General features: G+C 60.4%; 17 protein-coding genes. 1 reads left to right on the forward strand and 16 read right to left on the reverse strand.

Annotation, left to right across the window (positions count from 1 at the left end; all coding sequences use genetic code 11):
- Positions 1 to 16 precede the first annotated feature (16 nt).
- A complete protein-coding gene (locus tag ACMVPR_RS19770; RefSeq protein WP_416884257.1) occupies positions 17 to 1,420 on the forward strand; it encodes an aspartate aminotransferase family protein in 1,404 nt (467 codons plus the stop codon).
- Between the two features lie 45 nt (positions 1,421 to 1,465).
- Here ACMVPR_RS19770 and ACMVPR_RS19775 read toward each other — a convergent pair whose 3' ends face one another.
- The 16 genes from ACMVPR_RS19775 to rpoZ form a co-directional block, all read right to left on the reverse strand.
- On the reverse strand, positions 1,466 to 2,236 hold the full coding sequence (locus ACMVPR_RS19775; RefSeq protein WP_416884258.1) for an FCD domain-containing protein: 771 nt from the start codon (positions 2,234 to 2,236) through the stop codon (positions 1,466 to 1,468).
- Positions 2,237 to 2,294: 58 nt separating this feature from the next.
- Positions 2,295 to 2,741, reverse strand: a complete 447-nt coding sequence (locus ACMVPR_RS19780) for a molybdenum cofactor biosynthesis protein MoaE (protein ID WP_416884259.1) — start codon at positions 2,739 to 2,741, stop codon at positions 2,295 to 2,297.
- On the reverse strand, positions 2,741 to 2,986 hold the full coding sequence (gene moaD, locus ACMVPR_RS19785) for a molybdopterin converting factor subunit 1 (protein ID WP_292263663.1): 246 nt from the start codon (positions 2,984 to 2,986) through the stop codon (positions 2,741 to 2,743). The genes ACMVPR_RS19780 and moaD overlap by 1 nt, the downstream gene beginning before the upstream one ends.
- A gap of 4 nt (positions 2,987 to 2,990) precedes the next feature.
- Positions 2,991 to 3,650, reverse strand: coding sequence for a CDP-diacylglycerol--glycerol-3-phosphate 3-phosphatidyltransferase (gene pgsA / locus ACMVPR_RS19790; protein ID WP_300587041.1), 660 nt, complete (start codon positions 3,648 to 3,650; stop codon positions 2,991 to 2,993).
- Positions 3,651 to 3,740: 90 nt separating this feature from the next.
- On the reverse strand, positions 3,741 to 4,487 hold the full coding sequence (gene recO, locus ACMVPR_RS19795; protein ID WP_416884260.1) for a DNA repair protein RecO: 747 nt from the start codon (positions 4,485 to 4,487) through the stop codon (positions 3,741 to 3,743).
- Between the two features lie 9 nt (positions 4,488 to 4,496).
- A complete protein-coding gene (locus ACMVPR_RS19800) occupies positions 4,497 to 4,835 on the reverse strand; it encodes a DUF1491 family protein (protein WP_416884261.1) in 339 nt (112 codons plus the stop codon).
- The gene (gene era / locus ACMVPR_RS19805) at positions 4,828 to 5,736 is read right to left on the reverse strand and encodes a GTPase Era (protein WP_416884262.1); all 909 of its coding nucleotides are present in this window, start codon (positions 5,734 to 5,736) and stop codon (positions 4,828 to 4,830) included. The genes ACMVPR_RS19800 and era overlap by 8 nt, the downstream gene beginning before the upstream one ends.
- Positions 5,737 to 5,764: 28 nt before the next feature.
- A complete protein-coding gene (locus ACMVPR_RS19810) occupies positions 5,765 to 6,664 on the reverse strand; it encodes a DMT family transporter (protein WP_416884263.1) in 900 nt (299 codons plus the stop codon).
- Entirely contained in the window at positions 6,661 to 7,350 is a 690-nt protein-coding gene (gene rnc / locus ACMVPR_RS19815) for a ribonuclease III (protein WP_416884264.1), read from the reverse strand. The genes ACMVPR_RS19810 and rnc overlap by 4 nt, the downstream gene beginning before the upstream one ends.
- The gene (gene lepB / locus ACMVPR_RS19820; protein WP_416884265.1) at positions 7,350 to 8,186 is read right to left on the reverse strand and encodes a signal peptidase I; all 837 of its coding nucleotides are present in this window, start codon (positions 8,184 to 8,186) and stop codon (positions 7,350 to 7,352) included. The genes rnc and lepB overlap by 1 nt, the downstream gene beginning before the upstream one ends.
- Positions 8,187 to 8,257: 71 nt before the next feature.
- On the reverse strand, positions 8,258 to 8,656 hold the full coding sequence (gene acpS / locus ACMVPR_RS19825) for a holo-ACP synthase (RefSeq protein ID WP_416884266.1): 399 nt from the start codon (positions 8,654 to 8,656) through the stop codon (positions 8,258 to 8,260).
- Positions 8,653 to 10,137 carry an alpha/beta fold hydrolase gene (locus tag ACMVPR_RS19830; protein ID WP_416884267.1) on the reverse strand — a complete coding sequence of 495 codons (1,485 nt, stop codon included), beginning with the start codon at positions 10,135 to 10,137 and terminating at the stop codon, positions 8,653 to 8,655. The genes acpS and ACMVPR_RS19830 overlap by 4 nt, the downstream gene beginning before the upstream one ends.
- 9 nt (positions 10,138 to 10,146) lie before the next feature.
- Positions 10,147 to 10,899 carry a pyridoxine 5'-phosphate synthase gene (locus tag ACMVPR_RS19835; RefSeq protein WP_416884268.1) on the reverse strand — a complete coding sequence of 251 codons (753 nt, stop codon included), beginning with the start codon at positions 10,897 to 10,899 and terminating at the stop codon, positions 10,147 to 10,149.
- Positions 10,900 to 10,925: 26 nt separating this feature from the next.
- A complete protein-coding gene (locus tag ACMVPR_RS19840) occupies positions 10,926 to 11,579 on the reverse strand; it encodes a DUF2062 domain-containing protein (protein WP_300587062.1) in 654 nt (217 codons plus the stop codon).
- 20 nt (positions 11,580 to 11,599) lie between these two features.
- Positions 11,600 to 13,738, reverse strand: a complete 2,139-nt coding sequence (locus tag ACMVPR_RS19845) for a RelA/SpoT family protein (RefSeq protein WP_416884269.1) — start codon at positions 13,736 to 13,738, stop codon at positions 11,600 to 11,602.
- Between the two features lie 39 nt (positions 13,739 to 13,777).
- Positions 13,778 to 14,131 carry a DNA-directed RNA polymerase subunit omega gene (gene rpoZ, locus ACMVPR_RS19850; protein WP_292263700.1) on the reverse strand — a complete coding sequence of 118 codons (354 nt, stop codon included), beginning with the start codon at positions 14,129 to 14,131 and terminating at the stop codon, positions 13,778 to 13,780.
- Between the last annotated feature and the right edge of the window lie 34 nt (positions 14,132 to 14,165).

Below are 14,165 nucleotides of genomic sequence, written 5' to 3' on the forward strand. Positions count from 1 at the left end.
AAAAGGATCTGCCCCAATGGTCACCATCACCAATCACATGCCCACAGCCGAACTGCAGGCCCTCGATGCGGCGCATCACATGCATCCGTTTACGCATGGTGCAGGGCTTTGCGCAAAAGGCGCGCGTGTCATCACGCGGGCCGATGGCGTGTGGCTGACCGACAGCGACGGTCATCGCATTCTGGACGGCATGGCGGGCCTTTGGTGTGTCAACATCGGATATGGCCGCAAGGAACTCGCACAGGTTGCCGCGCGGCAGATGGAAGAGCTGCCCTTCTACAACACGTTCTTCCAGACCACCCATGTGCCTGCCATTGCGCTTTCGCAAAAACTGGCGGAACTCGCGCCCGAGGGATTCAATCAGGTCTTTTTCGCCGGGTCCGGGTCAGAGGCGAATGACACCAACCTGCGGATGGTGCGCACCTACTGGGCTGAAAAAGGCCAGCCGGACCGGAACATCGTGATCTCGCGGTGGAACGCCTATCACGGCTCGTCCGTCGGCTCAGGGTCATTGGGGGGCATGAAGGGCATGCACATGCAGGGCGGTCTGCCGATCCCCAACATCCACCATATCGACCAGCCGAACTGGTGGGCCGAAGGGGGTGACATGACACCCGAGGAATTCGGGCTCGAGCGCGCACGTCAGCTTGAAGCGGCAATTGACGAACTGGGCCCGGAGCGGGTTGCGGCCTTTATCGCTGAACCGGTGCAGGGTGCGGGTGGCGTGATCGTTCCGCCCGAAACCTATTGGCCGGAAATTCAACGCATCGTTGACAAATACGGCATCCTCTTGATCGCGGACGAGGTGATCTGCGGCTTCGGGCGCACGGGCAATTGGTTCGGATCGCAGACCATGAACATCCGCCCGCACATCATGACCATCGCGAAGGGGCTTAGCTCGGGGTATCAGCCGATTGGTGGCTCGCTGATTTGTGACGAGGTGGCCGAGGTCATCAACAACGTCGAATTCAACCACGGTTACACCTATTCCGGCCACCCGGTCGCCTGTGCCGTGGCGTTGGAGAACCTCCGGATTCTGGACGAGGAAGGCATCGTGACCCGCGTGCGCGAACAGACTGCGCCGTACCTCAAGGAAAAGTTCGAATCCCTGACCGAGCATCCACTTGTGGGTGAGGCCAAGATCGTTGGTATGATGGGGTCAATTGCCCTGACGCCGGACAAGTCCTCGCGTGCTGCCTTCGAAGCGGAGGCCGGGACTGTGGGCTTTGTCTGCCGGGAACGGTGCTTTGCGAATAACCTGATCATGCGCCATGTCGGCGACCGGATGATCATCTCTCCGCCGCTGGTGATTTCGCATGACGAGATCGACACCCTTATCGAACGGGCGTGGCAGTCGCTGGACGAATGTCATGTGCGGTTGAAGGATGAGGGCCTGATGAAGGCTCGCGTGGCGAGTTAGGGGCGCGAAACCATCGATGGTTTCGCTGAAGTGCGTCGAAGCATTTCAGCCTTTGGCAAGCGTGTGCTCGTATCTCCGCCGCGCCACCGCCTCATGCGCCTCTGCCTTGCGGTTGTCCGCGAGGCAGGATTCCACATAGGTCAGGTGATCCACCACAGCCTTGCGCGCTGCTTCGGGGTCCCGCGCCTGAAGGGCGTCGTTGATGGCGCGGTGCTGGTCCAGCAGGGTTACGCGGGTTGTCTTTTGCCGGAACACGATCTGCCGATTGTAGAACACGCCCTCGCGCAGAAGCTGGTACATGGACCGCATCATATGGAGCATGATGACGTTGTGGCTGGCTTCTATGATGCTGAGGTGAAATTCCGCATCCAATGCCGCCTCGTCCGCGGGATTGCGCTTTTGGTGTGCGGCCTCCATGCGCTCGAACACCGTATTGATGACCTTGAGGTCTGTGTCTGATGCCAGACGCGCCGCGCGTTCGGCTGCCAGCCCCTCCATGTCACGACGGAAGGACAGGTAGTCGAATACTGCCTCGTCATGGTTGGCAAACAGCTGGATCAGCGCGTCTGAAAAGGCGGAGCCCAGAACATCGGCCACATAGACCCCGGCCCCGGCGCGGCTGGTAAGGAGACCACGCTCCGACAGGTCAGCGATGGATTCCCGCAGTGACGGGCGCGAGACATTCAGCCGTTCTGCCAGTTCCCGTTCGGATGGCAGGCGCTCACCCGGCCGCAGGATACCCTGTAGGATCAGCTTTTCGATCTGGCGGGTGACCGAGGTAGACAGTTTTTCCGGGGTGACAGGCTGAAAGGGCATGATGCTCGTGGCTGGTTGAATTGGTCAAATCATATGACCGATTTGCACAGCGGACAAGCTACCACCGCTTGAGCGCGTCCTCATCTTCGTCTTTGGCGGCCACCCAGTTGGTTTCCCCGGTCGCCGCGTGCTCTTTCTTCCAGAACGGTGCGCGGGACTTGAGGTAGTCCATCAGGTATTCCGCCGCTTCGAACGCGTCCTTGCGGTGTGGGGCGGCGGTGGCGACCATCATGATCTTTTCGCCCGGCTCCATCCGGCCATAGCGGTGGATCACCAGAACATCGCCCAAGGACCAGCGCGAAACAGCTTCGGCAGCGATACCCTCCAGCGCTTTCTGGGTCATGCCGGGATAATGTTCGATCTCCATCGCGTCGAGCCCGCCATTGCCAAAATCCCGCACAACGCCGGTGAAGGTGACAACAGCGCCCATGTCATGGCGGCCAGAGGCAAAGGCTTCGGCCTCTGCGCCAAAGTCGAATGGGGGTTCCTGGACAACGATGCGCATCAGCCGCCCGTCATCGGTGGAAAGAACGCCACTTCCCGTGCGCCCTTGATCGACGCGTCAAAGTCGGTGAGTTCCTGATCGACGGCGACCCGCAGCGCACTCAGATCGGAAAAGGCGAGGTCATAGCGGTCTTCGCGGGCGCGCAGTTCGGCAACAAGGTCGGCCACGGTTTCCGCGTCAGTCGTTACCGTTTCCTTGGGCAATCCGATCCGCTCACGGACCCATGCGAAGTACAACACATCCATCTGGTCAATCCCTTAAGAACGGCGCGGCTTTGCGGAAATAATCCCAGCCCGTGATCAATGTCAGGAAGGCCGCAAGCCAAAGCAGTATGATGCCGACATTGCCCGCCCAGACCATTCCGGCATGTTTCCACCAGAGACCATGCAGGTCTTCTATTTCGCCCAGCATTACGCCCTGGAATATCTCGGCACTCATGCCCATGGCAGACATACCAAGGTAGTGTTCGAAAACGCCCTGCGCAAAAAGCACTGCGATGGCGACCATCTGGAGTGTGGTTTTCCACTTGGCCAGCGGTGTCACCTTCAGCGTCCCAGCCGTGTCGCCCAGAAATTCACGCAGGCCCGAGACGAACACTTCGCGAAACAGAATGAAGGTTGCAGGCAGGACCAGCCAAGGCGACATCGACGAGTAGCCCACGATCACCATCAGAGCGATGACCACCATCGCCTTGTCCGCAATCGGATCGAGCATCGCGCCCAGCTTGCTTTCCTGTTTCCACGCGCGGGCGAGATAGCCGTCGAACCAGTCGGTGATGGCTGCGGTCACGAAAAGCACCAAGGCGAACCAATCCGCTGCCGGACGTGAGAAATAAAGGAACATAAGGGCCACACCCGGCGCAGCCAGCAGGCGCAGGACAGTCAGGATATTTGGCACCGTCATGGTCATGACCCTTACCTATCGCGCCAAAGAGTGACTGAAAAGGCGACGTTTTGATGTTTTCCAAACTTCGCTCATCCGTCCCTGCCATGTGTCCTGTCAGGCGTCGGTTTTTGATGGTGGAGCGGCACGGCGCAGCATGTCGACATAGCGTGCCCGTGCTTCGGGCAGTGGCTTGCCTACCTGGCCTGCTGCCAGTTTGTGTTCGAGGAAATAGCCGGTGAGTCGCAAAGCGTCGGCAATGTCGGTCGTCTCGGTCGCGCCGCCCTCGCGCAATGCGTCCGGAAGCGGCAAAAGCCTGTCTGCCCAGTCGCCCGCGCCCTTGGCAGACACGGCGCGGCCGGATTTGGGCGACACGTAGATCAAACCGTCTGTCGCCCCGGTGACGGCGCAATAGCTCAGGTCGAGGCCATAGCCCAGATCGTCCAGAAGCGCGGTTTCCCAGCGCAGATAGGCCAAGGGCCAAAGGTCGGTTTGGTCCAGAAGGTCCAAGAGGTTCTGCGTGTGGGCATAGAGCACGGGATGTGGTTCACGTTCGGGCAGGACAAACGCCAAAAGCGCAAGCGTGGCATTCATGCCGGCCAGCGTCGTCCGGTTCTGCATGGCAATCGCCGCGCGGGAGCGTTGCAGTTCGACGGTAAAGCTGCCCAGATGGTCCTCCAACCGCGCGCGCCATGCCAGATCAAGCTGCGCACCGGGTTGCAGGATCGGCGCAACCTTGCGCGATGCGCCACCGCGCACAACACCCGCGTGCCGCCCGCGTTCGGGGGTGAACACGTCGATGATCATGGAGCTTTCGCCGTGTCGGCGACTGCTCAAAAGGATGCCTGTATCGCGCCAGTCCATGACGGGACTCTAGCCCGACAGCCCGTCTTCATCCAGAAGGTGCCGCCCGGCGCGGTCTTCGACCTCGATCACCCAGAGATCGCTGTCAAAGCTGCGCTGTTTGGCGATGCTGGCATCGACATCGGCCTCGATGCCATCAGCCAAGACCTGCCAAGGGCGTGCCCCAGTCATCAGGTCGTATTGGCGCATGAAGGCCTTGGCCTGACCGTCCAGAGTGTTGAGCTTGATGAGAATGGCCCCGGCTGTGTCGTCGCCATGGGCGGTCACAAAGGCCGGGATGTCGAACAATGACAGGCGGCGCATATAGGCATGCACCCAGAAACCGCTTGCAAGCCGGGCTTCAGGCATTGCCGTCCTTGAAATCGAGGCCCATTTCCGAATAGCGCTCGGCTTCGTCGAGCCATTTCTCACGCACCTTGACCTGCATGAACAGATGGATGCGTCGACCAAGGAACTCTTCAAGCTCTTCGCGCGCGGCCTTGCTGATGGACTTGATGGTCTCGCCCTTGTTGCCCAGAACGATGCCCTTGTGCCCATCACGGACCACGTAAATCACCTGGTCGATCCGCGCCGACCCGTCGTCACGTTCTTCCCAATGCTCGGTTTCGACGGTCAGCTGGTACGGCAACTCCTGATGCAGGCGCAGCGTCAGCTTTTCGCGCGTCATCTCAGCGGCGATCATGCGCAGTGGCAGATCGGCGATCTGGTCTTCAGGGTAAAGCCACGGGCTTTCTGGCAGTTCAGCCGCCAGCCATTTGCGCAGCGCATTGACCCCATGGCCCTTTTCTGCCGAGATCAGAAAGGTCTCGGTAAACGGGAACTTTTCGTTCATCTGTTGGGTCAGCGCCAGAAGGCGGGGCGCTTCAACCCTGTCAATCTTGTTGATGGCCAGCGCGACAGGGCGTTTGCCCACGACTTCACCAAGGTTCTCAAGAATCGCCTCAACGCCTTCGGTGATGCCGCGATGGGCTTCGATCAGCAGCACGACGATGTCTGCGTCCGACGCGCCGCTCCAGGCTGCTGCAACCATCGCGCGATCCAGTCGGCGGCGCGGTTTGAACAGACCGGGCGTGTCCACCAGCACGATCTGCGCATCTCCTTCGATGGCGACACCGCGAATGCGTGCACGGGTGGTCTGCACCTTGTGGGTCACAATCGACACTTTCGCGCCGACCATCTGATTGGTCAGCGTGGATTTGCCCGCATTGGGCTCTCCGATCAAAGCGACGAAACCGGCGCGCGTGGTCATAGGTGCATCCATCCTTAGAAGTCCGGCGTCATACGCCAGATCGCGGGGCAGAGCCAGCCCTGTCTTTTCGCCCGCTGCGCACCAACGTGTAGACGCCGCTGCCGACAATCAAGGTGGCGCCGATCAGCGTCAGCGCGTCAGGCCGTTCGCCGAAGATCAGATAGGCAAAGACCAGAGCGATCAAGAGGCGGGAATAGCGGAACGGGGCCACGACGGAGACTTCTCCGGTCCGCATGGCTTTGGTCAGCGCGCTGTATCCGACAAGCCCCGCGAACCCGGTGCCCATGAGCATCGTCAGGGCCGGCAGACTTGGGGCGGCGAGGGGCGCGCTTTCGAATAGCGTGATGACGGCCCCTGCGATGAAGACCATCAAGAATCCGAGGATACCCAGCTGCGTTGCTGACACTTCCGGCGGGCTGGCGCGGGTCATTAGGTCCCGACCGGCAAAGCCGATCATGCCCAGAACGGCGAAAATAACTGTAGCGTCAAACCCTGATGGGGTGGGGCGCAGGATCAGCAGGACCCCGAAAAAGCCGACAGCCATTGCGATCCAGCGGCGTAGTCCGACCTGTTCCTTGAGAACAATTACCGCCCCGAGGGTGACCACCAGCGGGGCGGCTTGCAGGATGGCGGATGTTGTAGAGAGCGGTACGAAGGCAAGGCTGAGGGCAAAGAACAGACGGCCCAGAATTTCGAAAGCTGACCGGATCAGGAGCGGGCCTTCGATATAGGCGTGGCTGTACAGCTGTTCGCGACGCCAGAGTGCGTAGAGTAGGAAGAAGCCCGTTCCGAATAGTCCGAAGAGCATCGTTCCAACGCCCGGAGAGACATCACCCGTGCCAGTGGCTGCCTTGAAGAACGCGTCCTCGATGGCAAAGCCCAGCATGGCGAGAACCATGAAAAGGCTGCCACGCAGATTGTCGGTCAAGACGTGCTCTTTTCAACGGCGGCAAGCAGCGTCTTGGCGGCTGCTTGCTCTGCCTGCCGTTTGGACCCGGCTTTGGCCTTGGCGGACTGGCCGTCCTCAAGGCGGACTTCGATCACGAAAACAGGTGCGTGGTCGGGGCCGTCGCGGGACAGCTCCACATAGCTGGGTGGCGGCATGGCGCGCGCTTGGGCCCATTCCTGCAGCGCGGTTTTGGCGTCGCGTGCGTCTTCCTTGACCGCGCCGATGCGATCGCCCCAGAGGCGCAGAACCATGGCCTTTGCAGCGTCGAATCCGGCATCCAGATAGACAGCGGCGATCACTGCCTCCATCGCATCGCCCAGGAGCGCCTGCTTGCGTCGTCCACCGGACAGCATTTCTGAGCGGCCGAGTTTCAGGGCGGCTCCCAGATCAATCTCGCGGGCAACGTCGGCGCACGCTTCCTTACGCACAAGGGCGTTGAACCTTGGGGCCAGTTGCCCTTCGGTTGCCGATTTGTCCTCGGCGAGCAGGGCTTCGGCCATGACCAACCCAAGCACCCGGTCGCCAAGGAATTCGAGACGCTGGTTGTCTTCGCGATTCACGCCTGCGCGCGACGAATGGGTCACGGCCCGCACCAGAAGTTCCGGCCGTTCGAACCGATGCCCCAAACGCGTCGAAAGCGCCTGAAGGTCAGCCGACAGTTTCACTACTCGATCTTCTCGAAAAAGCGGTCGCCGCGCCATGTCCAGAAGAACAGCATCGACGATCCGGCGGACGAGAACATCACGCGGGTGGCTTTGCCGATTATGTTTTCATATGGCACAAACCCGACCCCGCCTGCGACGCTGGGTACGCGGCTGTCCGAGGAATTGTCGCGGTTGTCACCCATCATGAAGTAGTGGCCTTCGGGCACTGTGTAGACCGGCGTATTGTCCGACCCCTGAGTGCCGATATTCAAGATCGAGTGTGTGCGTCCGTTGGGCAGCGTTTCGGCAAAGCGTTCCTTGATACAGGTACCGCCAGTGCCAACCGGACCGTTGGCGCAGCGCGGGCGCAGACCCTGCGGACCCTGCGGCGAAGCGGGTTCCTCGAAATCGGGCTGTTGGGCCAGTTCGACAGCGGTCCCGTTGATGTGGAGCACACCGCGGATCACCTGGATCTCGTCACCGGGCAGGCCAATCACGCGCTTGATGAAATCGCGCCCTGTCACGGGATGGCGAAACACCGCGACATCACCGCGTTCGGGTTCAGAGCCGAAAAGGCGGCTGTTGTCGCCGTCGGCCCATCCACACAGGTCCTTGGCGTCAATGTCGATGCCCAAATTTGGCATATAGAGCGATGGGCACGAGGCGTAGGAATAGCCGTAGGACATCTTGTTGACGAAAAGGAAATCTCCGATCAGCAGGGTGTCCTTCATTGAACCTGAAGGAATCCAGAACGGCTGGAAGAACAGGGTGCGGAACACTCCGGCGATCAAGAGCGCATAGACGATGGTTTTGATCGTCTCGACGATCCCGCCGCTTTTCTTGGATTCAGACGCCATGTTCCTGCCTTCTGCTCGGTTGTCCCGCGCTACATGAGCGGGGGCGGCGCGGGTGTCAAGCCAAGCGCCTGTTACTTGGGTCGCGCCTCGATCAACACGGTGGCCTGTGCCCATGGGTGATCGTCGGTCAAAGTCACATGGATGATTGCTTCATGGCCCGGCGGTGTCAGGTCCTCCAACCGCTTTTTCGCCCAGCCGGTGACCTCCATGATCGGTTGCCCGGTGTGCAGGTTGCGCACCGACATATCCTTCCACGCGATGCCCATGCGAAGCCCTGTGCCAAGCGCTTTGGAACACGCCTCCTTGGCGGCCCAGCGTTTGGCATAGGTGCCCGCCACATCGCGTCGGCGTTCTGCCTTCCGCTGCTCGGTTTCGGTGAAGACACGGTTGCGGAACCGGTCACCGAACCGATCCAGCGTGGCGGCGATGCGTTCGATGTTGGCCAGATCCGTTCCGATACCGATGATCATGTCCCACCTCCGGCGGCTGCAAACATCGGGAAGCTCACGCCAAGCGCCCAGGCGAGGATGATCCCCAACGCGATCCCGGCCAAAAGCGGTCCAGCCCGTTTGCCAAAGGCCCGACCCATTGCACCGTGAACGAAGAAAAACAGAAGGATCACAGGCGCTATGATCAGCAAGAAGAACAGTCCTTCAAGATCGAGCGCCACAGCAATGCCCAGCGACACCAAGAGCGCCACACGTGCCGCGATGCGTCGCCAGAGCGGCGCTTTCCAGACCAATTGCGCATCTGCAAACATGTACGGAATCGCGCCGATGACCAAGGCGGCGATGATGGGCAGGCGTTCCGCGATGGGAAAAAAGTTCGCGCCATATCGGTCCAGTGCAAAACCGAAAACGCCAATGCCCCACGCAAGGAGCGCGACAAGGGCAAGCGTGAATGGAACCACTCCGGTCCAGCCAAGGGCAAATGGCCCCCAAAGCCAGCGCTGCATCGCAAGGCTAAGCAGTCCGAACACACCAAGATGAATAGCGAGGTAATCGGCCACGAGCACGGGCAAGACGCCGAAATCCAACGGCAGCGCGATGAAGGGCGTGAGGATGGCGGGGACAAGCAGCGTGCCGAGATACCGCATCACACCCGGTTGGTGGCTGGGTGGCAGGGGAGCTTCCGGTACGACAAGCCGCGCCACTAAGGACGCCAATACGGTGATGGACGCCATCAACGCAAGAAACGCCCAGCCGGTTGGTGGTGCGGATGCGACCGTGTCGCGCCCGTAGGCGCGGTTCATCCAGTCCAATGCCGCCAGACGCCCGGCGCGGGATTGCAGGATTGAGACATGCTCGGTCCAGGGCGCAGCCATCGCAGCGCGGATCACATCGCCCTGCTGCATTGTTTCGCCTTCCTGTGCGTCCGGGTCGACCATCTGCAACGCATCGATGCCGAATTCCCGCAAATGCGGTTCCCACTGGCCCGAGATCAGCAGCATGTCAGTCGGCTGGTCTGCCGTGACCGCCTGCGAAAACGCAGACAGCAGGACAAGTGGGCCGGTATCTGCCTCCAGCGCCACGCGGATCAGAACATCGGTCGCCATGGAATGCCCCAGCAGGGCAACAGGCGTGCCGTCTGACAAATCGTCGATCACCGCACGGGTCTGGTCCATCAGAAGGCGGGTTGTGCCTTCAATCTTGGTCACGTCGCCCGACATCGGCACGGGGTGCGCGCCGTGGCCTTCGAAGTCGAACATATGCACCCTATAGCCCGCCTGCGCGAGGATGAGACCATAGCCCTGCATCATCTCGCGTGACCCGGCAAACCCGTGGGCAATGACCACGTTCGGTCCATCCGCGCCGGCGCGCGCCAGCGTGGTTACGGGGGTCGGGCCGACAAAGCGATCCGTAACCGTTACGCCCGACCGTGCGACTTCAAGCACGAGGATGGAAATGCCCGCGATCAGGATCGCCAGATAGGTCAGGAGCGGGCGGGCCATTGCGTCCGGTCAGTCCCGTGCGGCATCCATGAGGCGACGCATCTCGGCAATTGCAGGGCCGAGCCCGCGAAACACCGATTCTCCGATCAGAAAGTGCCCGATATTGAGTTCGACCACCTCGGGGAAGGCAGCAACCGGCGCGACCGTTTCGTAATTCAGCCCATGCCCCGCATGGACCTCAAGGCCCAGCGAATGTGCATAGGCGGACATTTCGCGCATCATTTCCAATTCGCGGTCGCGGGTTGCGAAATCGCCTTCGGCATGGGCGTCGCAATAGGCTCCGGTGTGCAGTTCGATGACTTGTGCGCCAATGCGATGCGCCGCTGCAATCTGGCGTTCATCAGCCCCGATGAAGATCGACACGCGGCAGCCAGCCTCGCGCAAGGGGGCGATGTATCCGGCCAGCTTGTTTTCCTCGCGCGCGACTTCCAGACCGCCTTCGGTGGTCCGTTCCTCGCGTTTTTCGGGGACGATGCAAACGGCATGGGGTTTGTGGCGCAGGGCGATCTTCTGCATCTCGTCGGTTGCGGCCATCTCGAAATTCAACGGCACGCGCAACGTGTCCATCAAGCGGTCAATGTCGCTGTCGATGATATGGCGGCGATCTTCGCGCAGATGAGCCGTGATGCCGTCGGCCCCGGCCTCTTCGGCCAATTGTGCAGCCCGCACCGGATCGGGAAGATGCCCGCCGCGCGCATTGCGCAGGGTGGCCACATGGTCGATATTCACACCGAGCCGCAAGCGGCCTACATAGTCAGTCATTCTCGCCTCCATTATTGAGGCAGAACCTAGTCCGCCGCTTGCCCATCGTCAGCCTGTTTCTTCTTTTTCTTCAATGAGGCCAGCTTGGCCTTCAACGCGCCCTTGCGGCGGTTCTGATAGGCGCGGATCAATGGCACTGACAGGTAGTAGCACACCAGTCCGCAAAGAATACCCGGAAGGATGCCGCCGATGAGCCAAGGAAAGAACACCTCGTCATAGAAGATGCGCAAGCCTTCCCAATTGGCGGTGGCGTCGGTGAACATGGCCATGAAGTTGCGCCAGAGGTCTTCCCCGGCTTTCGCAAACTTGTAGCCAATGCTGCCATGCGCGTGGCGAATTTCACCAAGCCCCAAGAGCCAGTATCCGGTTTGCAGGGAAGCCACGCTGATCGGGACATATGTCAGGGGATTGCCAAAGAAGGTCGACAGAAGCGCGGCGAGGATATTGCCACGCATCACCCACGCAATGATACCAGCGGTCAGGAAATGCAGACCGTAGAAGGGTGTGAAGGTCGTCAGAACACCGGCAAAGATGCCGCGCGCGATTCGTTCGGGCGGGTCTGGAAGGCGATTCAGCCGGTGCTGGACGTAACGCGCGGCGCGAGTCCATCCTCCGCGCGGCCAAAGCGCCTCACGGAGGGTGGTCAAGATCGACCGCCTGTCCCGCCGTTTGAATACCAACTCGCGTCCCTTCGATCTTCTTATTCGGCCGCAGCCGCTTGTGTCGACAATGCAGGATCCCGCCGCCGAACCACGGACGCTACATCACTTTCCGCTTCGAGCGCCGACATGACAGCGTGCAGATGGTTTGCATCACTTAGGTCAATATCTAGAAGCAGTTTGTAAAAGTCCGGTTTTCGATCCACAAAAATCAGGTCAGAGATATTGGCCTTTTTTTCGCCGATCAATGTGCAAATCCGTCCCAGTACCCCGGCATCGTTCCCAATCGTCAGTTCAAGGGAAACCGCATAGACGGGTGGGTGGTTCCCGGCGGCCCAGTGCAGGTCGAGCCAGCGAGAGGGATGATCTTCGTAGGCGGCCAAGGCACCGCAGTCGATGGAATGGACCGTGACGCCCTTGCCGCGCTGCACGATGCCTACAATTCTTTCGCCCGGAAGCGGCTGGCAGCAGGGTGCACGATCAAAGGCCTGCCCCTTGTCGAGACCGATCACGGCGCTTTGCATTTCGATGAATTCGGAAGGTGCCGGAGCAAGATCCGGATAAACCGCCGCAACCACTTCACGCGCCGACATTTCCGCGCTTCCTAGACGGGCAAGCAGATCCTGTGCGTCGGGGATTCGGAGGTTTCGGGCGGCCATTTCCAGAACCTTGTCACTGGATTTCTTGCCCACATTCTCGAAGGCAGAGCGTGCCAGTTCGCGGCCAAGCTGTGCATAGCGTTCGCGCCCGGCTTCGCGCAGTTCCCGGCGAATGGCGGATTTGGCCTTGCCGGTTGTCGCGATGTCCAGCCAAGTCGCCTGCGGGGTCTGACCCTCTGCAGTGACGATATCGACGGATTGGCCGTTCTTCAGCCGTGTCCACAGAGGCACGCGGATGCCATCCACTTTTGCCCCGACGCAGCCCGATCCAATTCGCGTATGGATTGCATAGGCAAAATCCAGAGGCGTTGCACCGCGCGGCAGCTTTACGACGTCTCCCTTCGGGGTGAAGCAGAACACTTTGTCGGGATACATCTCGAGCTTGACCGCCTCGAGGAAGTCTTCGTGGTCGTCATCCCCGTCAAACTGTTCGGTCAGCGAGGCGACCCATTTTGCGGGGTCTACGGCAAAGGGGTTTTCGCTGCGCACGCCATCGCGATAGGACCAATGCGCGGCCACCCCGGTTTCCGCCACATCGTGCATCTGACGGGTGCGGATCTGCACCTCGACACGCTTGCCATCGCGGCCGGAGACCGTGGTGTGAATCGACCGGTAGCCGTTCGATTTGGGTTCGCTGATGTAATCCTTGAAACGGCCGGGAATCGCGCGCCATCGTTGGTGGATGACGCCCAGCGTGGCATAGCAATCAGCCTTGGTGCGGGTGATGATGCGAAAGCCATAGATGTCGGAAAGGCGAGAGAACCCGATCTCTTTCTCCTGCATCTTGCGCCAGATCGAATAAGGTTTCTTGGCGCGACCGAACACTTCGGCGTCGATCCCGGCCTTTTCCAACTCGTGCCGCATGTCGCCAGTGATCCGGTGGATGACATCCCCAGTTTCCTTCTGGAGCGTGATAAAGCGGCGAATGATGCTGGCACGGCCTTCGGGATTCAGCACACGGAAGGCCAAATCCTCAAGCTCTTCGCGCATCCATTGCATCCCCATGCGGCCCGCAAGAGGCGCATAGATGTCCATGGTTTCACGCGATTTCTGGATTTGCTTTTCCGGCTTCATCGCCTTGATCGTCCGCATGTTGTGCAGACGGTCGGCCAGCTTGACGAGGATCACACGCAGATCCTTGGACATGGCCATGAACAGCTTGCGGAAATTCTCGGCCTGTTTGGTTTCGGAGCTGGAAAGCTGGAGATTGGTCAGCTTTGTCACCCCATCAACCAGCATCGCCACCTCATTGCCAAAGCGAACAGCTACTTCGGAATAGGTGGATTTGGTGTCTTCGATGGTGTCGTGCAAAAGCGCAGTGATGATCGTCGCATCGTCAAGCTGCTGTTCGGTCAGAATCGCGGCAACAGCGACAGGATGCGAGAAATAGGGTTCGCCCGAGTGACGAAACTGACCCTCATGCATCTCGCGGCCATAGTCATAGGCCGCGCGGATGAGCGTCTCATTGGTCTTGGGGTTGTAGTTGCGCACCAGCGCAACAAGGTCGTCTGCCGCGATCATCGGCGCCTCATTCACATGCGGCCCGCATCGCGGCGGGCCTTAGCCCTGACCCTGCGCCTCCATCAGCGCGCGGAGCAGCTTTTCTTCGGAAAGATCGTCGTCGACGGGCTTGTCGGGTTCCGCACCCATAAGCAGCGCCATTGCGTCTTCTTCCGGCTCGTCCACTTCGATCTGCGTCTGATTCGATTCGATCAGGCGCTCGCGAAGTTCGTCCGCCGACTGAGTTTCGTCCGCAATTTCGCGAAGCGCAACAACGGGGTTCTTGTCATTGTCGCGATCGACCGTGATTGCAGCACCTGCAGACACTTCGCGGGCGCGATGCGCGGCAAGCATCACAAGCTCAAAACGATTTGGGACTTTGTCAACGCAATCTTCAACCGTCACGCGGGCCATGGGAACTCCAATTCATCGGGCAGCCTTTGAGAGA

The organism is Marivita sp., from assembly GCF_048006345.1.
In the GTDB taxonomy this organism is placed as follows: Bacteria; Pseudomonadota; Alphaproteobacteria; order Rhodobacterales; family Rhodobacteraceae; genus Marivita.